The organism is Bosea sp. AS-1 (assembly GCF_002220095.1).
In the GTDB taxonomy this organism is placed as follows: domain Bacteria; phylum Pseudomonadota; class Alphaproteobacteria; order Rhizobiales; family Beijerinckiaceae; genus Allobosea.
In genome coordinates, this window is the sequence record NZ_CP022372.1 from 4022776 (window position 1) to 4047221 (window position 24446).

A 24446-nucleotide genomic window follows, 5' to 3' on the forward strand; every position below is an offset into this window, starting at 1 on the left:
CCGCAACCGACAACGGGGAGTTTCGCAGACATGACCAGCATCATCACCCGCCGCAGGCTGACCTTCGGCGCGGCCGCCGCCTCGACGCTGCCAATCCTCGGCCGCGGCGCCTCGGCGCAGTCGCCGCTCGGCGTCGGCTTCATCTATGTCGGGCCGATCGGCGACCATGGCTATAGCTGGACGCACGACCAGGGCCGCCTCGCGCTGGAAAAGGAATACGGTGCGAAGGTCAAGACCAGCTTCATCGAGAACGTCGCGGAAGGCCCCGACACGGCGCGCGCGCTGCGCCAGCTCGCCCAGGCCGGAAACCAGCTGATCTTCGCGACTTCCTTCGGCTTCATGAACCCGACGATCCAGGTCGCCAAGCAGTTCCCGAAGATCAAGTTCGAGCACGCCACCGGCTATATGCGCGCCGAGAACGTCGCCACCTACGATGCACGCTTCTACGAGGGCCGCGCGGTAATCGGCACCATCGCCGGCCATATGTCGAAGACCGGGCAGGCCGGCTATGTCGCCTCCTTCCCGATCCCCGAAGTGGTAATGGGCATCAACGCCTTCCACCTCGCTGCCCGCAAGGTGAACCCGAACTTCAAGACCAAGGTCATCTGGTGCTCGACCTGGTATGACCCCGCCAAGGAAGCCGATGCGGCCAAGGCGCTGATCGACCAGGGCGCCGACATGATCACGCAGCACACCGACTCCGCCGCTCCCCTGCAGGCGGCCGAGCAGCGCGGCGTCTTCGCGTTCGGCCAGGCTTCCGACATGAAGGCCTTTGCGCCGAAAGCCCATCTCACCGCGATCGTGGACGACTGGTCTGGCTACTACATCAAGCGCGTCAAGGACGTCATGGACGGCACCTGGAAGAGCGGCGCGGTCTGGGGCGGGCTCAAGGAGGGCATGGTCAAGATCGCGCCCTACAATGAAGCCGTCACGCCCGCGGCCCGTGCTGCCGCCGACGAGGTGATCAAGGGCATCAAGGAAGGCAAGCTCCACCCCTTCACCGGCGAGCTCAAGGACCAGAAGGGCGAAGTGCGCGTCAAGGCAGGCGAGCACGCCACCGACGAGATGCTCTCGAAGATGGACTGGTATGTCGACGGCGTACAGGCCTGAGACGGATTTTTCGCGGCGGCTGGCGCGGTTTCGCGCCCCGCCGCGCTGGCCGAATCAGTGCGCGTTTTGTGAGCGCGCGCGCCCCTCTCGGCTCCCGCACCTGCGAAAACGCGCAAAAATCCGGCGTTTTCCGACGGAACGAAGCCGTTTCCTGTGCGTATCTAGCGCCGTGGGCATCGTCTTTCCGCAATAACCATGGCAACTGCCTGAGTTGCGCGCCGCGAATGTGTCTCCCACGGTCGCTCGTGACGGCAACGGACATGAACGACCACAGTCCAGTACGCGACGCCTACCACACCTTCTCAAGGAGGATTTCATGACCAAGAACGAACTGATCGCCGCCATCGCGGAAGAGACCGGGAAGACCAAGGCCGACGTCTCGGCCATCCTGGCCTCTCTCGGCGCGACCGTCGCCAAGACCCTGAAGAAGGGCGACGACGTCACGCTCGGCGGCATCGGCAAGCTCTCCGCTGCCAAGCGCGAGGCCCGCGAGGCCCGCAACCCTTCGACCGGCGCCACCATCAAGGTCCCGGCCAAGACCGTCGTGAAGTTCAAGGTCACCAAGGACCTCGCCGACGCGGTGGCGTAAAGCCAACCATCGGGATCAGGCGGTGTTCGCGCAGCTTCGCGGACATCGCTTGACCTCCGACCCCATGCCCTCACATTAGCGGCATGTTCCTTCGCCTCTTCACCGATCTGCGCGCCGCCAAGGTCCCGGTGACCCTGCGGGAATATCTGACGCTGCTCGAAGGGGTGGAAGCCGATCTCGCCGAACACAGGGTCGACGAATTCTATTACCTCGCCCGCGCCACGCTGGTGAAGGACGAGCGCCATCTCGACAGGTTCGACCAGGTCTTCGCCCAGGTGTTCAAGGGCATGGAGACGCTGCAGCAGGCGATCGAGGAAGCCGGCATTCCCGAGGAATGGCTGCGCAAGCTCGCCGAGAAGTTCCTGACCGACGAAGAAAAGGCCCAGATCGAGGCGATGGGCTGGGACAAGCTCTGGGAGACGCTGAAACAGCGGCTCGAGGAGCAGAAGGGCCGCCACCAGGGCGGCAACAAATGGATCGGCACCGCCGGCACCTCGCCTTATGGCGCCTATGGCTACAATCCCGAAGGCGTCCGCATCGGCCAGGACAAGAACCGCAACTTCCGGGCCGTGAAGGTCTGGGACAAGCGCGACTTCAAGGATTTCGACGACACGCGCGAGCTCGGCGTGCGCAATCTACGCGTCGCGCTGAGGCGTCTGCGCCGCTTCGCCCGCACCGGCGCCGCCGAAGAACTCGACCTCGACAATACGATCACCGAGACCGCCAAACATGGCTATCTCGACGTGAAGCTCAGGCCCGAGCGCCGCAACGCGGTGAAGGTGCTGCTCTTCCTCGACGTCGGCGGCTCGATGGACTGGCATGTCGAGCTGGCCGAGGAGCTCTTCTCGGCGGCGCGAGCCGAGTTCAAGCATTTCGAGCATTTCTACTTCCACAACTGCCCCTATGAGCGCGTCTGGAAGGAGAATCGTCGCCGCCACGAGCAGCAGATCCCGACCTGGGAGGTGCTGCGGACCTATCCCGCCGATTACCGGCTGGTTTTCGTCGGCGACGCGTCGATGAGCCCCTACGAGATCGCCATGCCAGGCGGCTCTGTCGAGCACTGGAACGAGGAAGCGGGGCAGGTCTGGATGGAGCGGATGACGACGAAGTTCCCGAAATCGGTCTGGCTCAACCCCGTGCAGAAGCATCTGTGGGGCTATACCCAGTCGATCCTGCAGATCGGCGGACTGATGGGCGGGCGCATGTTCCCGCTGACGCTGGACGGGCTCGACGGTGCGATGAAGGTCCTGGCGCGGTGAGCCGAGACGATCGGCCAGCTTTCCTTGAGCGGCCGGATTGCTCTAACTGCCGCCCATGATCGACGACCACGACGACACCCCTGCCCCAAGCTGGCGCCAGCGCCCGAAGCCCGTCGGCTTCGAGATTGCCTACAAGCTGGACGGCGACGTGCTGGAGATCGATCGCACCCGCGCCGTCGACCGTGTCCGGCTGAGCGGCATCGAGCAGGTCCGGTTCGTCTTCGCGCCGGGCAACATCTCCGCGAAGGGCTACCGGACGCAGTTGCGCCTCAAGGACGGCAAGACCGTCACCTTCGGCAACCTCTCCTGGCGCTCGCTGACCGATCTCGATCGCGACGATGCGCGCTATCACCGCTTCGTCACGGCGCTGGCGCAAGCGATCGCGCGGGCCAACCCGCAGGCCCGCTTCATCGGCGGCCGGCCACGGCCGATCTGGCTCGGCATGGCCCTGGTAGGCGGGTTCTCGCTGGCAATGATCGTGTTCTTCGCGCTGCGCGCCTTCCAGCAGGGCCAGACCAATGCCGGCCTGCTCGCCATGCTCCTGCTCGCGGCCTCCTGGTGGCAGGTCTGGCCGCTGATCTCGCTCAACCGGCCGCGCGAACTCGCGACCGGCGAGGTGCCTGACGATCTCGTGCCGGGGCGTGCGACAAGCCGCTGACCCCTGCCCCCATTCAGGCGTGGCGCAGCACCATCACCGAGCATTTGGCGCGACGAACGATCGCCGAAGCGTTGGAGCCGATGACGTAAGCCAGCATGCCGGGCTCATGCGAGCCGATGACGATGAGGTCGGTACCGCTGGCATCGGCCTCGGCCAGCACCTCGCCATGCACGGACCCGATCAGAACCTTGGCGGAAACCTGCTCGGGCGGAAGATCGACCTTGGCGGCGATCTCGGCGAGCTTGGCCTCCGCGTCCTGCTGCTGCTCCGCGTCGAAATCGGCCGGCACGAACTCCATGTAGGTGACCGGTACGAGCGAGCGGACATAAACCAGCCGTACCGTGCCGCCGGAAACCTTGGCGAAGGAGACCGCATTGGCGATGGCCGGCTGGGCGAGCTCAGCCTCGGCCAGATCGACGGGAACCATGATCGACTTGAACATCACGACCTCCTCAAGGCTGGTTGCGACACCATCTTGAACTCTGCCCGACAAGACGCATTGATCCAACGCAAATCGTGCATGCGATGCCGCGCCAGACGTGCGAACCGAAAGATCGCCTCAGGTCGAGAGCGATTTCAGCCCTGCCGCTCGGGCGTGCGGACCACGAGGCCGTCGAGATCCTCGCGGATGCGGATCTGGCAGGAGAGGCGCGAATTCGGCCGGACATCGAAGGCGAAGTCCAGCATGTCCTCCTCCATCGGCTCGGGCTGGCCTACCTTCTCCATCCAGGCCTCATCGACATAGACATGGCATGTCGCGCAGGCGCAGGCGCCGCCGCACTCGGCCTCGATGCCCGGAACCGCGTTGCGGATCGCCGTTTCCATCACGGTGGCGCCGACTTCGCCCTCGGCCGTGCGGCTCTCTCCATGGGCATCGATATAGGTGATATTCGGCATTGCGGACTCCGGCGACGCGCTCGCACGCGGTTGCCCCGCGCGCAGGGTTTGCGGCTTCGCTTAGAGCATTTCCAGGCGGGGTGAAATGGCCGTGGTGCGCCGGCGGGTTGCGCAGGCGCGCTCAAGCCGCGCAGTCGGAGCGACAGATCACGGCGCGCGCCTCGGCGGCCGCGAGCGCCAGAGCATCCATCGCCGCTTCGGTCCGGTGCTGATCCGCCTCGGCCAGGCCATGCTCGACGGCGTCGGCAGCCTCGGCCACCTGCCAGGCGCCGATGGCCCGGGCCGCGCCCTTCAGACTGTGAGCCGCATCGAGCCGCGCCTGCGTGTCGGCGCCGGCGTGGATGGTGCGCAGATGCTTGACGCATTGCTGGGCGAAGAGCGTGAGCAGCTCACGCTCGAGCGCATGGTCGCCGCCAGTCTGGCGGGAGAGATGCGCGGTATCGATAGCCGTCTGGGGCATGGGGCGAACTCGGATAACGCTTGAACGCATGATATCGAGGGACCGCGGGAGCGGCCCGACCCACTCCAAGAAGCGCCTTGATGGTGAACGAGGCGTTAACGACGTTTGTGAATCAGGCACTCAAATGGGTTTCCAAGAGTCCGGTGCTTCAGTACCCTTCCAATTGGTAAATGATGGGCGCAGTGTCCCGTTTACCCGGCCAGAGGCGGCCGGGACAGCGGCGCATGTGTTCGCGACCATCTTCAGTAGCGTGGCGAGGCGGCAACCATGAATCGACCCAAGAAGCTCCAGGACCCCACTGAAGCTGCGATGTCGGCGATCGAGGAGGCGCTTCGCCTCGAACAGCCGCAGGGCGAGACGGAGACGCCGGTCGCGGCCGAACCCCGCCTGCCTGCCACCAGCGAAAACGATCTGAAGCTCGAGCTGCCGCGCGTCGAGTCCGTCGCTGCGCCGGCGGCAGCCGCGCAGACCCAGCAGGCGCCGCAGCCTCCGCGTCCCGCGATCGCGCCCGACACCAGCCGCGTCGCCAATGACGACCGCCGCGATTCCAGCTCGCTCGTCCAGGCGTTTGCCGTGCGCCCGTCACGCAAGCCCTACTGGTTCGCTGCGCTGGCTTCGATAGCCTGGCTCGGCGGCGCTGCCTTCGTGCTGCTTCATCGCTTCGGTTCCTTCAGCAACGGTCTGCCCGAGCCCGTCGCCTCCTTCGGCATCGGCGAATGGACCCTGCTCGCTCTCTCGATCGGTGCGCCGGTCGTGTTCTTCTTCGTGCTCGCAGCACTCTATCGCCGCACGCAGGAAATGCGCCTGATCTCGCGCGCCATGACCGATGTCGCGCTGCGCCTGGCCGAGCCCGAGGTCGCCGGCGCCGATTCGGTGCTCTCGCTCAGCCAGACCATTCGCCGTGAAGTCGCCGCCATGGGCGACGGCATCGAACGCGCCGTAGCGCGCGCCGGCGAACTCGAAACCATCGTCCGCGGCGAGATCTCGACGCTGGAACGCGCCTATGCCGACAATGAAATCCGCCTGCGCTCGCTGATCGACGAACTCGTCACCCAGCGCGAGGCGGTGGTCGGCAATGCCGAGCGCGTCAAGCTCGCCATCAGCGGCGCGCATGAAGGCATCGCCAAGGATCTCGACGGGGCCAGCCGCACCATCGCCGAGGCGATCGCACAAGCGGGCGACCGCGTCACCGGTTCGCTCGGCGCCAAGGGCGACCAGATCACCCAGGCGCTCGGCCGCGCCGGAGAAAAGATGATCGAGGAGATCAGCGGCCGCAGCCATGACCTCGTCGAGCGGCTGCAGGTCACCTCGGGTGAGGTCTCCGAGCGACTAGCCGGCGCCAGCGACAACCTTTCGACCATGCTCGACGGCCGCGCCAAGGAGATCGCCGGCTCGCTGGAGAAGACCGGCATCGCGCTGACCGAAGGCCTCACCACCGAGGCGCAGAACGTCACCCGCGCCATCAGCGACACCGGCATGCAGGTCGCGGAGACACTGACTGCCCGCGTCGAGACCGTCAACGAGACGCTGAAGACCACCGGCGAGACGCTGGCGAAGGACATCTCCGCCCGCGGCGTCGAGGCGGCTGAACGCTTCGAGGTCAGCAGCCGCAGCATGGTCTCGCTGATCGAAAGCCAGAGCGAGGCCTTGCAGCAGCGCCTGGCGGAATCCGGCGAGGCGCTGCGCAACGCCCTCTCCAGCGAGGGCGAGAGCGTCACCGTCCGCCTCACCGAAGTCGGACGCGGCGTCAACAACCTGCTCACCCGCCAGAACGAAGCCATCGCAGCGCGCCTCAACGAGGTCGGCGAGAACGTTCACAGCCTCATCGGCTCGCATGGCGACACACTGGTCAGCCGCCTCAACGAAACGGTCCAGTCCGTCGACGACGTGCTGCGCGAGCGCGGCGAGTCGATCGTCCTGCGGGTCAGCGATGCCGGCCAGACGCTCGGCTCGGCCGTCGACAAGCATGGCGAGACGCTGACCCACCGCATCACCGAGGTCGCCGACCGGGTGAACGGGCTCTTCAACGAGCATGGCGGCAAGCTCGTCATGCGCCTCAACGAGACCGGCGAGACCGTCCATGCCCTGCTCGACCAGCAGGCCAGCGCACTCGTCGGCCGCGTTTCCGGCGCCGGCCGCGATCTTGCGCAGCTCGTCGGCGAGCAGAGCGACAGCGTTGTCACCCGTGTCTCGGGCGCCGGCGCCGATGTCGCTCGCCTGCTCGAGGAGCGCAGCGAGGCACTGGTCTCCAGCGTCTCGGGTGCGGTCAATGCCGTCGAGACCCGCCTGCGCGACGAGAGCGAGGTCCTGGTCAGCCGCCTGACCCAGGCCGGCCACGACGTCAGCCGCGTCGTCGGCCATGAGAGCGAGCGCATGATCTCCGGCCTCTCGGAGACCGGCGAGCGCGTCAGCGCCCTGCTCGAGGAGCAGGCCGGCGCCATGACCGTGAAGGTTTCGCAGGCCGGGCTCGAGATCAAGGACCTGCTCGGCAACGAGAGCCAGGCCGTGGCCAGCCGCATCGCCGATGTCGGTCGCTCCGTGCACGGCATCCTGTCGGAGCGCAGCGGCGCCCTGATCAGCCGCCTCGCCGAAACCGGCGAGAGCATTGACCAGAAGCTCGATGAGCGCGGCCTGGCGCTCGCCTCCCGCATCACCGATGCGGTCGAGGGCGCGCGCGCGGCGCTGGAACAGCAGCAGACCGGCTTCCTCGCCAGCGTCGGCGAGACCGGCGAGAAGGTCGGCCAGCTGCTGGGCGAGCATCGCGAGACGATGGTCCGCGATCTCGTCAACACCGGCCGCGAGGTCCACACCCTGCTCGGCGAGCAGAGCGAAGACCTGGCGCGCCGCATGACGGAGGCGACCCGCACCCTCACCGAGACGATCAATGTCGACGGCCGCCATGTCGCCGACCGCGTCGTCGAAGCGACCCAGGGCCTGCGCGACACCTTCACCGTCCATGCCGAGGACGCGCGCACCATGCTCGCCGGCACCGGCCGCGAGATCGTGCTGGCACTGACTCAGCAGGGTGGCCGCGTCAACGAGGCGCTCACTGCCAATGCCCAGTCGATGCTGCGCTCGGTCGAGGACCGCGCCCAGGCGCTGACGGAGGCGCTGGCGACCCGCCACGACGCCCTGACCAAGCTCTTCGACGAGCGCGGCAACGAGCTCGTGCTCGCGCTGAGCGACCAGAGCGGCCGCGTCGGCCAGGTGCTGTCCGCCAATGCCGACACCATGCTCCGCTCGGTCGAGGATCGCGCCCAGGCGCTCACCGATGCCCTCGCCAGCCGCCACGACGCGCTCAGCCGCCTCTTCGACGAGCGCGGCCACGAGATCGAGTCCGCGATCGGCATGCGCCTCGGGGCCCTGTCGCATCTGTTCGACAGCCAAGGCCGCCAGGTCGAGGAAAGCCTCGCTGCACGCCTCAACGCCTTCGAGGACCTCATCGTCCATCAGGGCGGCTCGCTCACGGCCAAGATCTCGGGCGATGCGCGCGAGCTCACCGAAGCGCTCAATGCCGGCATCGCGCAGGTCGAGAAGCTGATCTCGCAGGATGGCGTTTCGCTGGCCGACAAGGTCGGCACCCGCGCGCTGGAAGCGGCCGAGTTGCTCGCCGACCGCACCCGCGAGGCCGCCGATGCGATGGAAGGCCAGATCAAGCTGTTCGAGGAGCGCTCCGGCGCCAAGAGCGCCGAGATCGCCGGCTCGCTCGACAGCCTGATCGCCCGCATCGACGGCAGCCTGGGCTCGCGCGCTACCGCCCTCAACGAGGCGCTGGTGGAGCGCACGGTCGATATCGCCCGCGTGCTGGCGGAAGGCGGGCGCGAGGTCACGCGCGCCCTTGCCGCCAAGGCGGACGAGATCGGCGAGGTCGTCACCTCCAAGAGCGAGTCGCTCACCCGCACGCTCAGCGACAAGGCCGACAATATCAATGCGACGCTCGGCGGCCGCGCCCTGCAGATCGCGGACACGCTCGACCAGAGCGTGGCGCGCTTCGAGGAGCGCGTCGTCGGCAGGCTCGACACGGTCTCGCACACGCTCGACACCCGGGGCGAAGAGATCGCGACGACCCTGCAGGGCCGCTCCGAAGCCATCGCTGCTGCCCTCAGCGAGCGGGCACAGGAGCTGCGCGCCCTGTTCGAGCACAATGGCAGCGGCATGGTCTCGACGCTGGCCCAGCAGAGCGAAGCCATTGCCGCCGCGCTCAACGAGCGCGCCGAGCAGCTGCGCACCCTGTTCGACGACCGAGGTCTCGGCATCGTGGCGGCCCTCGGCCGCCGGGGCGACGCCATCTCGACCGCCCTCGACGCCCGGACCGAACAGCTGCGTACCCTGTTCGAGGACAAGGGCGGCGACATGGTCGCGGCCCTCGGCCAGCAGGGAACGGCCATCTCCAGCGCCTTCGACGAGCGCACCGAGCAGCTGCGCAACCTCTTCGAAGGCAAGGGTGGCGTGATCGCCGAGGAGCTCGGCCGGCAGGGCAGCGTCATCTCCAGCGCGCTCGACGCGCAGGCCGACACGCTGCGGGCGATCTTCGATAGCAAGGGCGCCATCATCGTCGATGCGCTCGAGCGCCACGGCGAGACGGTCTCCGCCTCGCTCGACGAGCGGACCGAAGCGCTGCGCTCGCTCTTCGACGCCAAGGGCAGCGGCATGCTCGACGCGCTCGGAGACCGTGGCGAAGCTCTTTCCGCCGCCTTCGCCGCTGCAGGCGAGGCCGTGGTGCGGGCTCTGGAAGCCCGTGGCAATGCCGTCGTCGCCGGGCTGCGCGACCGCGGTGCTGCGATCGCCAACGCAGTCGAGACCTCCTCGAACGCACTGCGCGAGACGCTGGAATCCGGTTCCCGCCAGTCGATCGAGGCGCTGGTCGGCACCAACGAGCAGCTGCGCGAGGAGCTGGGCGGCATGCTCGGCCGCCTCGGCGAAGCCAACAAGCTCATGCAGCAGATCGTCAACGGCGCGAACAAGAACCTCGCCGCCGTCGAGAACAGCCTGTCGACCCGCGTCGGCGAGCTGCAGACGGTGATCGGCACGGTGATGGCGGAGGCCAACAACGCCTCGCAGCAGGTCACGGCGCAGATCGCCGATCTCAAGGGCTTCTCGGAAGGCACGCTGCGCGACGCCGCGGCCCTCATCGCCCAACTCGACGACAAGGGCACCTCGCTCAGCGAGGTCTCGCAGGCCAGCAGCGCGGCGCTCAACGCCGTGGTCGGCCGGCTGGAGCAGGTCGAGGCCCGCGTCGGCAAGGCGTTGGCCGAGCGGCGCGACTCGCTGGAGGAGCTGCATGGCCTCATCGCCAGCCGCACCGAGGATGTCGAGGCGATCACCCGCTCCTTCTCCTCGCTGATCGACGAATCGCTCGGCACGGCGGAAGCGCGTGCCCGGCAGATCGGCGCCGTGCTCTCCGACTCGGCGGAGGCGACCACCAGCGCCATCGCCCAGCAGTTCGAGACGATCCGCGCCACGACCGGCAAGGAGCGCGAGCGCACGGCGGAAGCCCTGCGCGCGGCCTATGCCGAGGTCACGGCCGAGATCGGCGGCGAGCTCTCGAAGGTCACCGAGCGCTTCCAGAAGGCCGCGCAGGACATGCGCGGCGTTACCGGCGACATCCAGCGCGAGCTGGAAGTCACACGCGCCGAGCTGAAGCGCGGCGTGCTGGAACTGCCGCAGGAGACGCAGGAATCGACTTCGGCCATGCGCCGGGTCGTGGCCGAGCAGATCAAGGCGCTGAATGATCTCACAGAGATCGTCACCCGCGCCGGCCGTCGCGGCGACGTCTCCCTGCCGATCGATCAGGGTGGCGCTCGCCGGACGACCGTCGCCGCCAGCGCGGCCCCGGCCGCGGCGCAGCCGGCTCCTGTCTATGCGCCGGCGCCGCAGCAGCCCAAGCCCGCTGCAGCCGAAAGCCCAGCCCTGCGCCCTTCGCTTGACGCGGCGTCCGAGCCTGCTCGCAGCGAGCCGACGGCGCGGACCGAGACGAAGCCAGCGCCCCGCCCTGCCCCGGCCCAGGAAGCTCCGCGACGGACGTCCGAGCCGCAGCAGCCGGCGAAGTCCGGCTGGCTCTCGGACCTGCTGGTGCGCGCCTCGCGCGACGACAAGGCGCCGGAGGCGAGCAAACCGACGACGCATTCGATCGAGAAGCTCGACTCACTCTCGGTCGACATCGCGCGGATGATCGACCATGACGCCGCCGTCGAGCTGTGGGATCGCTACAAGCGCGGCGAGCGGAACGTCTTCACCCGCCGGCTCTACACGCTGCAGGGCCAGCAGACCTTCGACGAGATCCGCCGCAAGTACCGGCGCGACAACGAGTTCCGCGAGACCGTCGATCGCTATATCGACGAGTTCGAGCGGTTGCTCGGCGAGGCGTCGAAGGACGATCGCGACTCGATGGTGGCGAAGACCTACCTCACCTCGGAGACCGGCAAGGTCTATACGATGCTGGCCCACGCCAGCGGGCGCTTCGAGTAAGCGCCGCGCATCTCGCGAGAACATCGAAGGCCGCCTTTGGGCGGCCTTCTCTTTTTGATCCTGCAGGTCAGGCCGCGATCTCGAACCGGATATCGCCGCCGTTCAGGAAGCACATCTTGTCGAAAAGCCGCAGATCGACAGGGTTGGGCAAGCGGATATCCGTCCTGTCCGGAAACGGTTCGGCGGCGGGATCGTAGGAGCGGTCGACCTGCGAGAGCAGGACGATGATCAATCCACGTTCACGGGCCAGCGCCTTGAGGTCACGTACCTGCCGCGACAATTCCGGCGTGTCGCGGCGCTGGTCGAGCAGTTGCAGATAGTCGATCACGGCGAGCGTACCGGTGGAAGCGGTCGCCAGCGCGGTTCCGATATAATCGGCGTTGATCGCATCGGAGCAATCGAGATCGAAGAAGCCTTCCAGCTCGCCCTTATCGAAACCGAGGGCGCGCAGACGCTCGACCACGTCGCCAGGCGTGTATTCCAGCGAGAAGTAGGCGCTTCGCCCCCCTGCCCTGGCCGCCTCGGCGGCGAGCGCGAGGCTGACAAGCGTCTTGCCCTGTCCGGGGCGCCCTGCGACGAGCACCAGATCGCCCGGTTCGAGCCGGCGATAGAGAGCCATCGCCGCGCTGGCTACGGGTTGCCTCGCCGCAAGCAGATTCCAGCTGCGATAACCTTCGGCCGCGGCGATGCGGTCGAGCGCGGCGTGGAGCGGGATCCGTTCGCGACGATGCAGGAGCTTGGCCCTGCGCTTGAGATGATGGATCGGCACCGAGAGCTTCATGCGGAGACCTCCTATTGCGGGCCGACGGCGCAATCCCTCCTCATGCGTGTGCCCGAACAGTCGGTCGGAACGTCTCGAAAGCCCCACATGCTGATGCTTCCCCGCGGGAGGGGGGCGGGCTCGGGCCAAGCCGGGCCCGCAGCCTAGATCGATTCGCCGCGCCGGAACATCGCTGGTCGAGCCGGCGGACCGCCGGTCAGCGTGCCCAGCGAACGATCTCGATCAGCACTTGCGACAGGGCGCGGTCGAGCGCCTGCGCCGCACCCGGCCCATCCACCGCAGCAGCCGGCACCCGGGCCGAGAACAGCCTGGCGCGCTGAATCTTGCCGCTGGTGTCGCCGACGATCTTGGCGGTGATCTCAACCACGGCCGCACCGGAAGCGGCATCGATATTGAAGCTGCGGATATCGGTCACGAGCTGGAGGCTCGGCGTGATGCCCTGCCCCGGCGCCGAGACCGAGCCGATGCGGCTGGCGTTCTCGAAGGTCTGGATCAGCCGGGTCTGCACCAGCGCCGGCACCTGATCCGCCCACTGCGCCCCACCGAGGAAGGAGAGCGCACCACTCGAATCCTTGACGATGACACGGTCGGAATCGAGCGTCTGCACGGCGGTCGGACGGGCCACGACCATCGTGGCGCGCGAGCCGCCGACGCGCCCGAAGCCGCTCGGGGCCGTCAGGTCGAAGGTCGTCGGCGTCGGGCCGCCGCCGCACCCGGCCAGAGCGAACCCGGCTGACAGCACCAGCGCGCGAAGGCCACGACGGACCATGACAGTCTGGGGGGCTTCGATCGTCATCGGTTAGCGGGATCCGTTGTATTGCGGGAGCGGCGGCTTGCCGCCGAAGATGAATTGCTGCGGGTTGCGTTCGAAATTCCGGAGCGTGCGATTCAGTTCCGTCAGCACCCGTTTCGCCTCCGAGACGGTGGAATCGACATTGCGCAGCCCCGAGCCGGTAAAGCGGTTGATCCCGATGCTGATCTCGGCCGTGCGCTTGTCGAGATTGTCGGCCAGGACGCGGATCGACTTCGCCGCGTCGGCGACCTCGGTCAGAGCCGTGCGGCCATCGGGGCCGGAGGCCGTGTTCAGGAAAGCCTGCGCGCCCTTCAACACGCCTTCGACCTGATCGGCCGCGCGGTTGAGCTTCTCGGTGATCGAGGCGACGTCCTTGACCGCCTTGCTGACATCCTGGCTGGAACCGCCGAGCGCGCCGGTGAACTTGTCGACATTCTCGACGATGTTGCTGACCTTCTGCCGGTCGACCGACTTGACCACGGCCGTCAATTCTTCGCTCAACCCTTGCAGCTTCTGCGAGAGCGGCTGGATCGTATCGGCGATGTTGCCGAAGCCAGCCATCAGCTTGTCGAGCCCGTCGGAGTTCTTGCCGAGAGCCTCGGAGAATTTCTCGACGTTGCGGACGGTGTTGTTGATCGGCTCGCGGTTCTGCTTGATCAGCCCGTCGAGGGAGCCCAGCACCGTGTCGGCCCGCTGCGCGACGTTGCGGACGGTCTCGATGATGTCCTGCAGCTCGGAACGCTCGGCGATGATCGTCGGCATCGGCTCACCGGGCTTGGCCGTCAGCACCGGCGCGTCGGGCGCGCCGCCGATAAGCTGGAGGGCGACGACGCCGGCCAGGCCCTGCGCCTCGATGCGCGCGCGGGTGTCTTCGCGGATCGGCGTGGTCGAGGCGACCTGGATGACGGCGTAGATGCGGCGCGGATCGTCCGGCTGGAGCTCGATGCTCGTCACTTCGCCGACGCGCAGGCCGTTGAACAGCACGCTCGAACCGCGGCCGAGGCCGGTCACCGAGCCGGTGAAGATGACGCGGATGTTGTCCCTGCGTCCGGCGGCGCCGCTGTTGAACCAGTAGACGAAGCCGAAGGCGGCTGCGAGCACCGCCAGGGTAAACAGGCCGACGAGAGCGTAATTGGCACGCGATTCCATGGTCTAGCCGTTCTGCTCCCGCTTCCCGGCCGGCTGCCGGGCCATGGCGCGCTCTCCGCCGAAATAGGCTTTCAACCACGGATGGTCGGATGCCAGCATCGTTGCCAGCGGACCGACGGCGATGACTTTCTTGTCCGCCAATGCGGCGATTCGGTCGCAGGCATCATACAGGCTGTCGAGATCGTGGGTCACCATGAACACGGTCAGCCCCAGCGTCTCCTTGAGCGTGACGATGAGATCGTCGAACTCGGCCGCGCCAATCGGGTCCAGCCCCGAGGTCGGCTCGTCGAGGAAGACGATCTCCGGGTCGAGCGCCAGCGCGCGTGCCAGCGCCGCACGCTTGATCATGCCGCCTGACAGTTCGGAGGGAGCCTTGTCCGCCGCGTCCTGGGGCAGGCCGACGAGATCGAGCTTCACCATTGCCAGCTCATCGAGCAGGTCCGGCGGCAGGTTGAGATATTCCCGCATCGGTACCTGGATGTTCTGCTTCACGGTCAGCGCCGAGAACAGCGCGCCCTGCTGGAACATCACGCCGATGCGCCGCTCCAGTCGGCGTCGCTGCTGAGGATTGAGCCTGTCGACATCCTCACCGAAGATCTCGATCGTGCCGCGCTGCTTGCGCACCAGCCCGAGGATCGTCCGGGTCAGCACCGACTTGCCCTGCCCGGAGCCGCCGACGAAACCGAGGATCTCGCCGCGCAGCACGTCGAGGTTCAGGCCATCCATGATGACCTTGTCGCCGAAGGCGACCTTGAGGTTGCGTACGCGGATGATGGCGTCGGGCTCGCCCTCGCCCCTGTGTCGTGCCGCCTCCGCGAGCCGGTTGTCATGCTCGCCCATCGTCAGAACTCGATCGACGCGAAGAACATGGCGAAGAGGCCGTCGACGACGATGACCATGAAGATCGCCTTCACCACCGAGGCTGTGACCTGACGGCCGAGCGATTCGGCCGAGCCCTTGACCGCAAGACCCTCGATCGAGGCGATCAGCCCGATCACGAAGGCCATGAACGGCGCCTTGATCAGGCCGACGGCGAAGTGCTTCCAGGTGATGACCGATTGCAGCCGGGCGAGGAAGGTGTCGACGCCGATACCACCATAGAGCCAGGCGACGAGGCCGGCGCCGGTCAATCCGGCCATCGAGGAGATGAAGGTCAGGATCGGCAGCGAGATGATCAGCGCGAGGATGCGCGGCACCACCAGAACCTCGATCGGGTCGAGGCCCATCACCCGCAGCGCGTCGATCTCCTCGCGCATCTTCATCGAGCCGATCTCGGCGGTGAAGGCCGAGCCCGAGCGACCGGCGATCATGATCGAGGTCAGCAGCACGGAAAGCTCGCGCAGGACGAGGATGCCGACGAGGTTCACCACGAAGGCGGACGCGCCGAACTGCTGGAGCTGGAAGATGCCCTGCTGGGCGACGATGCAGCCGACCAGGAAGGAGATCAGCATGATGATCGGCGCGCCGTTGAAGGCGATCAGCTCGATCTGGTTGACGAGGGACGGCCCGCGGAACTTGCGGGGACCGAGCACGACCGCGGCGGAGCCCACCACGACCTCGCCGAGGAACATCGCGCCCCCGACCATGTCGCGGCCGAAGCGCACGACAGCCTCGCCGATATTGGCGAGCACACTGACCACGCTGAAATGATCGGGCGAGCGAGGCTTGTCCTCATCGTGGACCTTGACCTCGGCGAGCAGGATGCCGTGCTCCGGCCGGCGGCTGACGATCTCGACCGAAGTCCCGTCCCTCTCCTGCCGTGCCTTGAGCCGGTTGAGGACATAGGCGCCGAGCGTATCCAGCCGCGTGACGTCCGAGAGATCGAGGCGCGCGCGCGCGCCGTTCCGCAGGCGTCCGGTGATCTCGCCGACCAGCTTCTCGAGCCGCGGCGCGCGGTCCGCGCTCCAGGAGCCCGCCAGCGTGACGGCCAAGGTTCCTGCATCGTCGCGGAAGATCGCCTGAGGTTCGGCGGTGTCAACGCTCGGCATCTGCCCGTGATGTCCCTCACCTGGCCGAACGGCATCTGCGGCCGCCTCGGCACCACCCAGCGCCGGAATCCACCCCTGTTCCCTGTATTGCCGTGAGAATGCCGCTTGGCAAGCCGAGTGGCGCCTCCGGCGGCCTCCTGCACACCGACCGTTGCCGAAGCGCCATAGAAGACGGGAGAACCGCAGAGGTTGCCCCTGGGGCAGCAGCAGCAATTCCTTAAGCAATCGTCGCGCAGGCTTTCCGAACCGTCATCTTCGGCCGTCATTGATTCGGCCCATCTGATCGAAGGCAGACCGGTCATGAGCGACGCCCGCTCCCTGACACCGCTGAGCCAGGCCGATTACGACGCCATCGAAGCGGCCGTCATGGAAACCGCCCGCGGGCGCTGGTTCATGGCCGAATACGCCAAGCGCAACCGGCAGGCCGATACGCTCCAGTTGCTCGGCGCCATCGGACGGATCGAGCGCGTCGTCGGGCTGGGCGTCCAGGAAACCAGCCGGGACAGCAGTCTGATCGAAGCCGCCGCGTTGATCAGCGACCTGCGCGTCGATCTCGAACGGATCAGCGGCAAGACGCAGGAACGCTCCTCCGGCCTCGCAGCCCAGATCGAACGGGCAGCGGGCTCCATCCTCGGCGCAACGGAAAGCATCCAGGAGGTCGCCTGGAACCTGCGCGAGAGCGGCTCCGACACGACGCTCTGCGATCGGCTCGATCGGCACGCGGCCGAAGCCTCGCAGGCCGTAGGCCTCGTCGACAGTGTCGTCCAGCGCATCGACAAGATCGCGGACACGATCGCCATGCTCGATTCGAGCCTACGCGCCTTCGGCGAGATCGCGCGCGATCCGAGCCCGCACTACCTCACGGCGACGGAGCTCGCCGGATTGACCCCGCGTGCGGCGCCCGCGACGGACAGCGATTTCGCGGAGAACGGCTTCGACAATCCGGCCGCCCCAGCCACCCGCGAAGCGCAGCAGGCGCATCGGCTCGACGATCTGCCGAATGGCGAGCCACGGATCGGAACGATCGAACTGCTCGATGACGACCTCGTCTTCAGCGAGCCGGCCGCCCTGGCGACGGCACAGGCAGCAACCATCCCCAGCTCGTCTGAAATCGGCTTGCGCGAGATCGATGCGCTGCCGGCCGAGCGCAAACTCGCCTTTTTCGCCTGAGCCTTTCGCCCGAAAGGCCCGGACGTTCGCCGGATCAGTTCTCCCGCCGGATCGCGCTTTCGTGCCAGCGGCGCAGCAGCAGGTGCGAGACCAGGCTCGTCGCCAGGAAGATCGCGACCCCGGAAAGCGAGATCATCGCCAAGGCCGCAAAGACGCGCGGAATCTTGAGCTGGTAGCCGGCCTCCAGGATGCGATAGGCCAGCCCGGAGGCGTTGCCGCCGGTTCCAGCGACGAATTCGGCTACCACCGCGCCGATCAGCGCCAATCCGCCGGAGACCTTCAGCCCCGCCAGGAAATAGGGCAGTGCCGCCGGCAATCTGAGATAGCGCAGGGTCTGCCAGCGGCTCGCGCCATAGAGCTCGAACAGGTTGACGAGGTTGTGGTCCGCGGCGCTCAAGCCGAGGATCGTGTTCGACAGGATCGGAAAGAAGGCGACGATCCAGGCACAGATCAGCAACGACAGGTCGATGTCGTTGGCCCAGATGATGATCAGCGGGGCGATCGCGACGATCGGCGTCACCTGCAACACGATGGCATAGGGCAGCAGCGCCATTTCCAACCATTTCGACTGGCTGAACAGCACCGCCAGCGCCACGCCGACGACCACCGCCGCCGCCAGCGCCAGGAAGGTGATGCGCAGCGTCACCCAGAGCGAACCGGACAGCGTCGCCCAGTCCGCGACCAGGGTCTGGCCGACTAGCACCGGTCCAGGCAGCACATAGGAGGGGATCTCGTTCCAGCGGACCGCGAACTCCCAGAGCGCCAGGACCAGCGCGCCGATGACGAGCGGCGCGAAGATGCGCGGCCAAACGCTGGCAGGCAGGCCAAGAAACCGGGGCTCGACCGGAACAGGCAAGGCTTCGGCCGCGGCGGAGGCGCGCGCCATGGTATCCTCGGGCGCGCTCATGAGCCAATCGCTTCCTCGAGCTTGCCCGAAGCGATCCGGCAGAGATGGGCGTATTCTCCGGAGGTGCGGAAAAGCTCGTTGCGCGGATAGGGCGCGTCGACCGGCAGATCGGCCATGACGCGGCCAGGGCGCGCCGCCATCACCACGATGCGCTGCGAGAGATAGACCGACTCGAAGACCGAATGGGTGACGAAGACGGCGGTGAAGCGCTCATGCGTCCACAGCTCCAGCAGATCGTTGTTCAGGCGATGGCGCGTGATCTCGTCGAGCGCGGCGAAAGGCTCGTCCATCAGCAGGATGCGCGGCCGCATCACCAGCGCCCGCGCAATCGAAACGCGCATCTTCATGCCGCCCGACAGTTCGCGCGGATAGGATTTCTCAAAGCCGGCAAGGCCGACGAGGGCCAGCATCTCCGCCGCCCGCGCCTCGGCCTCGCTCCGGGAGACCTTCTTCAGCGTCAGCGGCAGCATGACGTTGGACAAGGCACTCGCCCAGGGCATCAGCGTCGGATCCTGAAAGACGAAGCCGAGCTCGCGCCCCTGCCCCGCCGCGCCTTCGTCACGGCCAGGCCAGGCGATCATGCCCGCCGAGGGAGCGCCGAGGCCTGCGATCATGCGCAGCAAGGTCGATTTCCCGCAGCCGGAGGGACCGAGCAGGCTGACGAACTCGCCCGCCGCGAGGTCGAGATCGACATCGCGAACCGCGAGCGTGCCGTTGCCGAAGCGCTTCGAGACGCCGCGCAGGGCGACAAGCGGTGTAGCGTCGGGCGACACGGGGTCGCCCCCGCCCGGAACTGTAACAGCCGTGTTCAAAACTGGTCGATCCGTCAGGCCTTGCCCACGCCCTTGTTCACGAAATCGAGCGTGTAGGCCTTCTTCACGTCGACGCCCGCCGGGAAGACCCCGACCTCGCTCATGGTCTTGTAGAAATTCGCCCAACGCGCATCGCTCATGGTGCCGATGCCGAGCGTCAGTGCGTCGCCCGAGCGCACGATGCCATTCTCGTTCATGACCTTGATGGCGTAGTCGATCTTCTCCTGATCCATGTCGGGGTTGTCCTTCAGGATCAGGGCGTTGGCGGCAGCAGCCTCGGGGCCGGCCTTCATGTATTGGTCCCAGCCTTCCAGCGTGGCGGTGATGAAGCGCTGGATGAGGTCCTTCTTCGCGTCCATCAGCTTGCGCGAGACATTGATCGTCGTGTTGTAGGCGTCGAAGCCGTTATCGGCGAGGAGATGCACGACCGGGTTCACGCCCGCCTTCTGGATGGCGAAGGGCTCGGAGGAGAGGAAGCCCTGCTGGGAGAGCTTCTTGTCCGCCAGGAAGGGCGCCATGTTGTAGGTATAGGGCCGGATCTGCTCGTCGGTGTAGCCGAACTTGGCGCGCAGGAAGGGCCAAAAGGCGGTGCGGGCCTCGGCGCCGATCAGGATCGGCTTGCCCTTCAGAGCGGCAAGCGAATCATTGCCCTGGTTCGGATGAGAGATGATGACCTGCGGATCCTTCTGGAAGATGGAGGCGATCGCCAGAAAGGGGATGTTCTCCTGCGCGAAACGGATCGCCTCGAAGCTCGTCGACATCGTCATGTCGACGCGTCCGCCGAGCAGGAGCTGGGACGGATTCTGCTGCGGGCCGCCCGGCCGGATCTCCGCGTCGATGCCGTATTTCTTGTAGATGCCGTTGGCGAGGGCGAGGTAGAAGCCGCCATGTTCGGCCTGCGCGCGCCAATTGGTCTGGAAGCTCAGCTTGTCCAGTGTCTGCGCATTCACCCGCGCGCCGGGCATCGGCACGAGCGCGGAGGCGGCAGTGCCACCGAGAAGGCCGAGCGCGGCGCGGCGGTTCAGGCGATATTTCATCATCGTCATGTCAGACTCTCCCCCGCATCAGGACCGGCGACCACTGGCCTTATATCCTTATGCCATGCGATAGCGTGGCATAAATCGCAACGCCGACCTGCCGCATGCACAGCTGCGACAGTCGCAACCCGCCATCGACAGGCCCGATCATGACCGCACGCTTCTGGGGCGACCTCAAGAGCTCCGATTTCGCGGCCCTTCCGCGCGAAACCACCGTCGCCGTCCTGCCGCTGGCCGCGATCGAGCAGCATGGTCCTCATCTGCCCGTTTCGACCGACACCACCATCATGAACGGCATGCTGGCCGAGGCGATGCCGTTGGTCAGCGCCGATCTCGACGTGCTGGTGCTGCCGACGCTGGCCGTCTGCAAATCGAACGAGCACCTGCATTCGCCGGGCACGCTGACGATCGGCTGGGAGAGCGCGATCCGCTCCTGGATCGAGATCGGCCAAAGCGTGAAGCGCGCCGGCTTCCGCAAGCTCGTGCTGCTGACCTCGCATGGCGGCAATGTCGATCCGATGAAGATCGCTGCGCGCGAACTGCGCGTCGACCATGGCATGCTCGCGGTGACGAGCGCCTGGATGTCCTTCGGCCTGCCGGACGGGCTCTATGCCGATCTCGACATCCGCCACGGCATCCATGGCGGCGATGTCGAGACGGCGTTGATGCTGCATTTCCGCCCCGACCTCGTCGATATGGGCCAGGCCGAGCGCTTCGAGCCGCTGATGCTGCCGATGGCTGACGAAGGCTATCGCTGGCTGAGGCCCACGGGCCCGCATGCCTTCGCCTGGATGGCGCAGGACGTGCACCCGGCCGGCGTCGCCGGCGATGCCGGCCTCGCCACGGCCGAGAAGGGCAAGGCGACCGCCGCGCTGCAGGCGAAGGGCTTTGCAGAGCTGATGACCGATGTCGCCCGCTTCCCACTGACGAAGCTGCACAAGGCCGGCTGACTCAGTCGGGGTCGAGCAGGCGCGCGCCGGTCCCCTCCTCCGCCAGCCGATCCCAGGGGTTGCGCAGCGGGCAGTCTCTCACCGACAGGCAGCCGCAACCGATGCAGCCTGTCAGGTGGTCGCGCAGATGCGTCAGCCGCTCGATGCGGCGGTCAAGCTCCAGCTTCCAGGCCGAGGACAGGCGCGTCCAGTCGGCCACCGTCGGCGTGCGCTCCTGCGGCAGCGCCTTGAAGGCCTCGCGGATCGTCTTCAGCGGGATGCCGGCGCGTTGCGCCACCTTGATGATCGCGACCCGGCGCAGCACCTCGCGCGCATAGCGACGCTGGTTGCCTGCCGTGCGATGGCTGCGGATCAGTCCCTCCGCCTCGTAGAAATGCAAGGCGGAGACCGCGATCCCGCTGCGGCGCGCAACATCGCCGACGCTCAGTTCCATGGGCAAGCGCTGCGCGACGGCCATGCCGGATCCTTCCGCTTTTCGGCTCTTGACCTTAACCTTACTTGAGGTTCTATAAGCCCAGCTCCCGTGATGCAAACCGGAGCGTTTTCATGCTCAAGAAGCTCGACACCCGGATCAAGCTGGCGCTGATCTACGGCAGCGGCCGCGAAGGCCGCTTCTGCGACAAGGTCGCCGGCTGGGCGATCTCGCAGATCGAGGGCGACGGCCCGTTCGAGCTTGCGATCATCGATCCCGGCGAGCTGGAATTGCCACCGCGTCATGTCGGCAGTGGCCACCCGGCGATCGAGGAAGTCCGGCAGGTCATCGACTGGGCCGACGGCTTCATCGTGGTGACGCCGGAATACAACCGCGCCTATCCGGCGATCCTGAAGTTCCTGATCGACTCGATCGGCCCTGAATGGCGCGGCAAGCCGGTCGGCTTCGTTTCCTATGGCGGCATCTCTGGGGGACTGCGCGCGGTCGAGCAGCTCCGGCTCGTCTTCGGCGAGTTGCATGCCGCGGCGATCCGCGACGGCGTCGCCTTCTCCGATGTCTGGAGCCGCTTCGATTCCGAAGGCAGGCTGCTGGATGCCGACCGGGCCGAACAGGCGATGGCGACGATGCTGGCGCAACTCCATTGGTGGGCGAGCGCACTGCGAAGCGCCCGCCAGAGCGTGCCCTACGGCCAGTTCGCGCCGGCCTGATACCTCACGCGAACGTGGGGGAGTGCTTCACAAATCCGAACTGGAGTCCGTGCTTGCGGGGCTGAACAATGCCCTGCCAAGCAAAGGAGCCGGAACGGATATGAAGCTCACACTTCTCCGCAACGCGACGCTGAAACTCGAATACGGCGGCAGGACCTTCCTGATCGACCCGGATTTCGGGGTGCCGCTCACTCGCCGCTCCTTCACCGGCCGTTCGCAGAATCCGATGGTGCCGCTGCCCGAACCCATCGAGGACATCGTCGCCGGCGTGGATACGGTGATCGTCTCCCATCTCCATGCCGATCATTTCGACGACATCGCCAAGGCCCGCGTGCCGAAGACCCTGCCGGTGATCTGCCAGCCCGGCCAGGAGCAGGCGATCGCCGAGGCCGGCTTCGCCGCCGTCACGGCGGTCGATTGCTATGTCAGGCTCGGCCCGATCGTGCTCAAGCGTCACCCGGCCCAGCACGGTACCGGCGCCGTGGTCGAGACGATGGGACCGGTGATGGGGCTGAGCTTCGAGGCACCGGGCGAGCCGACGCTCTACTGGTGCGGGGACAGCGTGCTCTACCCGCCGCTGCGCGACGCCGTCACCGCGACCGGCCCGGACGTCATCGTCAGCCATTCTGGCGGAGCGATGTGGGACGGCACGCCGATCATCATGGACGCCGCGCAGACACTCGCCCTCGCCGAGGCCTTCCCGCACGCCACGGTGATCGCGACCCATATGGAGGCGCTGGACCACTGCACCGTGAGCCGTGCCGCCCTGCGCAAGGCGGCAAAGGAACGCGGCATCGACAGCGAGCGGCTGCGCATTCCGGCCGATGGCGAAACGCTGGTCATCCCCGCGCCGGCAATGGCGTGAACGCGCAGGTCATCCCGGACCTGCACCTCATATCGCCGGATATACGCACCAGCCCCGGTCAGGGATTGGCCGGGCGCAGCAGCTTGCGCACCGCCGAGGAGGCCACCACCGTATTGCGCGTGGCGAAGGCCTCATGGTTGATCTCGATATCGTCGAGATCGTAGCGGTAATTCACCATCACGCCATGCGACTCACGCAGGCCCCGGGCCGAGAGGTTACCGCCGACATTGATGCGCTCCAGCCGCGCGCCGTTGCCGAGATGGAAGCGCGCGACCGGGTCGATAACGCGGCCCGAGGCAGCGCGCGCCCTGAGGAGGTATTGCGCCATCATCTGACCGAGCAGCTTATCGCGCGCCGCCCGTGTGACATCATCAAGCGAAATCGTCTCGCCGGCCGGGCGGGCGAGTTCCGAGCGCTCCTCGTTGGTCAGGTGGAAATCGCCCGGCTCAGCCGAGACGGCGGTGAGCCAACGGGCAAAACCCGGGACCGGTGAAAGCGTGACGAAGGTATCGAGGCCCGGCAATTCGCGCTTCAGATCCTCCGCGACTTGCTTGATCAGGAAATTGCCGAAGGAGATGCCGCGCAGCCCCTCCTGGCAGTTCGAGATCGAATAGAACACCGCCGTCGATGCCTGCTGTGCCGGCAGAACCTCGCGCTCGGGCTCCAGCAGCTCATCGATGGAGCGTGGAATCCCGGTGGTCAGCGCCACCTCGACGAAGATCAGCGGCTCGTCGACGAGTTGCGGATGGAAGAAGGCGAAGCAGCGCCGATCGGCCGGCTCGAGCCGGCGGCGCAGATCGTCCCAGCCCTGGATCTCGTGCACCGCCTCGTAGCGGATGATCTTCTCCAGCACGTTGGCCGGGGTGCGCCAGTCGATGCGGCGCAGCACGAGGAAGCCGCGATTGAACCAGGAACCGAAGAGATGCCGGAAATCGACATCGACAGCCTTGAGCTCGGGTTCGGCCTCGATCGCCTCGAACAGGGCCTCGCGCATCTGGACCAGCACATGCGTGCCCTCGGGGGCGAGGTTGAGACGACGCAGCAATTCTTGTCGGCGCGGCTCCGAGGCCAGGTGCAGCGCCGCAATGGCAGCGGCATCCGGCGCCTCGCGGTAGCGCTCGATCGCCTTGTCGAGCGCCTCCGGGTTCGGCCCGAAGCGCTCCTTCAGCAGATTGAAGAAGGCGAGCCGCCCCGGCTTGTCGAGGTGCTGCCAGGCTTCGAGCACCGCCTGGGCCAGCGCCATGCCGGAAGCCTCGCCCCGCCCCGAGAGCAGATCCTCGCAGAGCCGGTCGATCGGCCGGGCGCCCTTGCCAAGGAAGCGCTCGAAACCGATCAGCGCGCGGCCGCGATCGGCGACATTCGTGAGGAGTTCGCCGAGAAACGCCATGTCCATGCGGGCTCCTTTGTTGCACC

General features: G+C 67.0%; 22 protein-coding genes. 9 read left to right on the plus strand and 13 right to left on the minus strand.

Annotated elements, in window-relative coordinates; all coding sequences use genetic code 11:
• The first annotated feature begins 30 nt into the window (after positions 1-30).
• The 4 genes from CE453_RS20930 to CE453_RS20945 all read left to right on the plus strand — a co-directional run bounded on the left by CE453_RS20930 (position 31) and on the right by CE453_RS20945 (position 3616).
• Entirely contained in the window at positions 31-1110 is a 1080-nt protein-coding gene (locus tag CE453_RS20930; protein ID WP_089176331.1) for a BMP family ABC transporter substrate-binding protein, read from the plus strand.
• A gap of 226 nt (positions 1111-1336) precedes the next feature.
• Positions 1337-1699 carry an HU family DNA-binding protein gene (locus CE453_RS20935; RefSeq protein ID WP_282568765.1) on the plus strand — a complete coding sequence of 121 codons (363 nt, stop codon included), beginning with the start codon at positions 1337-1339 and terminating at the stop codon, positions 1697-1699.
• 83 nt (positions 1700-1782) lie between these two features.
• Complete coding sequence (locus CE453_RS20940; protein ID WP_089176332.1) at positions 1783-2958, plus strand: vWA domain-containing protein; 1176 nt, start codon at positions 1783-1785, stop codon at positions 2956-2958.
• A 55-nt stretch (positions 2959-3013) separates the two neighbouring features.
• Positions 3014-3616, plus strand: a complete 603-nt coding sequence (locus tag CE453_RS20945) for a hypothetical protein (protein ID WP_089176333.1) — start codon at positions 3014-3016, stop codon at positions 3614-3616.
• Between the two features lie 13 nt (positions 3617-3629).
• Here the strand turns inward: CE453_RS20945 and CE453_RS20950 are convergent, their stop codons facing one another.
• The 3 genes from CE453_RS20950 to CE453_RS20960 all read right to left on the minus strand — a co-directional run bounded on the left by CE453_RS20950 (position 3630) and on the right by CE453_RS20960 (position 4973).
• Complete coding sequence (locus tag CE453_RS20950) at positions 3630-4058, minus strand: universal stress protein (RefSeq protein WP_089176334.1); 429 nt, start codon at positions 4056-4058, stop codon at positions 3630-3632.
• A 134-nt stretch (positions 4059-4192) separates the two neighbouring features.
• The gene (locus CE453_RS20955; RefSeq protein ID WP_089176335.1) at positions 4193-4513 is read right to left on the minus strand and encodes a 2Fe-2S iron-sulfur cluster-binding protein; all 321 of its coding nucleotides are present in this window, start codon (positions 4511-4513) and stop codon (positions 4193-4195) included.
• A gap of 121 nt (positions 4514-4634) precedes the next feature.
• Complete coding sequence (locus tag CE453_RS20960) at positions 4635-4973, minus strand: Hpt domain-containing protein (RefSeq protein WP_248307817.1); 339 nt, start codon at positions 4971-4973, stop codon at positions 4635-4637.
• Positions 4974-5240: 267 nt separating this feature from the next.
• On the opposite strand from CE453_RS20960, the gene CE453_RS20965 reads away from it, so the two are divergent.
• Positions 5241-11441: an apolipoprotein A-IV repeat region-like domain-containing protein gene (locus CE453_RS20965; protein ID WP_089176336.1), complete on the plus strand. Its 6201-nt coding sequence runs from the start codon at positions 5241-5243 to the stop codon at positions 11439-11441.
• A 67-nt stretch (positions 11442-11508) separates the two neighbouring features.
• On the opposite strand, the gene CE453_RS20970 is transcribed toward CE453_RS20965, so the two are convergent.
• From CE453_RS20970 to CE453_RS20990, 5 genes are all read right to left on the minus strand, one after another.
• Positions 11509-12222, minus strand: a complete 714-nt coding sequence (locus tag CE453_RS20970; protein WP_089176337.1) for a DNA helicase — start codon at positions 12220-12222, stop codon at positions 11509-11511.
• A 196-nt stretch (positions 12223-12418) separates the two neighbouring features.
• Entirely contained in the window at positions 12419-13018 is a 600-nt protein-coding gene (locus tag CE453_RS20975; protein ID WP_248307818.1) for an ABC-type transport auxiliary lipoprotein family protein, read from the minus strand.
• A gap of 3 nt (positions 13019-13021) precedes the next feature.
• Positions 13022-14164: an MlaD family protein gene (locus tag CE453_RS20980; RefSeq protein WP_089176338.1), complete on the minus strand. Its 1143-nt coding sequence runs from the start codon at positions 14162-14164 to the stop codon at positions 13022-13024.
• Positions 14165-14167: 3 nt separating this feature from the next.
• The gene (locus tag CE453_RS20985) at positions 14168-15004 is read right to left on the minus strand and encodes an ABC transporter ATP-binding protein (protein WP_198302172.1); all 837 of its coding nucleotides are present in this window, start codon (positions 15002-15004) and stop codon (positions 14168-14170) included.
• A gap of 2 nt (positions 15005-15006) precedes the next feature.
• Positions 15007-16152 carry an ABC transporter permease gene (locus CE453_RS20990; RefSeq protein ID WP_089176339.1) on the minus strand — a complete coding sequence of 382 codons (1146 nt, stop codon included), beginning with the start codon at positions 16150-16152 and terminating at the stop codon, positions 15007-15009.
• Between the two features lie 300 nt (positions 16153-16452).
• Here CE453_RS20990 and CE453_RS20995 point away from each other — a divergent pair, with 300 nt between their 5' ends.
• Positions 16453-17322, plus strand: coding sequence for a hypothetical protein (locus tag CE453_RS20995; RefSeq protein ID WP_089176340.1), 870 nt, complete (start codon positions 16453-16455; stop codon positions 17320-17322).
• Positions 17323-17356: 34 nt separating this feature from the next.
• On the opposite strand, the gene CE453_RS21000 is transcribed toward CE453_RS20995, so the two are convergent.
• From CE453_RS21000 to CE453_RS21010, 3 genes are read right to left on the minus strand one after another with little or no spacing between them, the layout of a single operon-like run.
• Positions 17357-18229, minus strand: a complete 873-nt coding sequence (locus CE453_RS21000) for an ABC transporter permease (protein WP_248307819.1) — start codon at positions 18227-18229, stop codon at positions 17357-17359.
• Complete coding sequence (locus tag CE453_RS21005; protein WP_089176341.1) at positions 18226-19002, minus strand: ABC transporter ATP-binding protein; 777 nt, start codon at positions 19000-19002, stop codon at positions 18226-18228. The genes CE453_RS21000 and CE453_RS21005 overlap by 4 nt, the downstream gene beginning before the upstream one ends.
• Positions 19003-19055: 53 nt before the next feature.
• Positions 19056-20087: an ABC transporter substrate-binding protein gene (locus tag CE453_RS21010; RefSeq protein ID WP_198302173.1), complete on the minus strand. Its 1032-nt coding sequence runs from the start codon at positions 20085-20087 to the stop codon at positions 19056-19058.
• Between the two features lie 140 nt (positions 20088-20227).
• Between CE453_RS21010 and CE453_RS21015 the strand changes: the two genes are divergently transcribed.
• Positions 20228-21028 (plus strand): creatininase family protein, encoded by an 801-nt coding sequence (locus CE453_RS21015; protein ID WP_089178063.1) that lies wholly within the window; start codon positions 20228-20230, stop codon positions 21026-21028.
• A gap of 1 nt (position 21029) precedes the next feature.
• On the opposite strand, the gene soxR is transcribed toward CE453_RS21015, so the two are convergent.
• Positions 21030-21485, minus strand: a complete 456-nt coding sequence (gene soxR, locus CE453_RS21020) for a redox-sensitive transcriptional activator SoxR (protein WP_089176342.1) — start codon at positions 21483-21485, stop codon at positions 21030-21032.
• An 89-nt stretch (positions 21486-21574) separates the two neighbouring features.
• Between soxR and CE453_RS21025 the strand changes: the two genes are divergently transcribed.
• Positions 21575-22168, plus strand: a complete 594-nt coding sequence (locus CE453_RS21025) for an NADPH-dependent FMN reductase (protein WP_089176343.1) — start codon at positions 21575-21577, stop codon at positions 22166-22168.
• Positions 22169-22268: 100 nt separating this feature from the next.
• Positions 22269-23033 (plus strand): MBL fold metallo-hydrolase, encoded by a 765-nt coding sequence (locus CE453_RS21030; protein WP_089176344.1) that lies wholly within the window; start codon positions 22269-22271, stop codon positions 23031-23033.
• A gap of 58 nt (positions 23034-23091) precedes the next feature.
• Here CE453_RS21030 and CE453_RS21035 read toward each other — a convergent pair whose 3' ends face one another.
• Complete coding sequence (locus CE453_RS21035; RefSeq protein ID WP_089176345.1) at positions 23092-24426, minus strand: malonyl-CoA decarboxylase; 1335 nt, start codon at positions 24424-24426, stop codon at positions 23092-23094.
• Between the last annotated feature and the right edge of the window lie 20 nt (positions 24427-24446).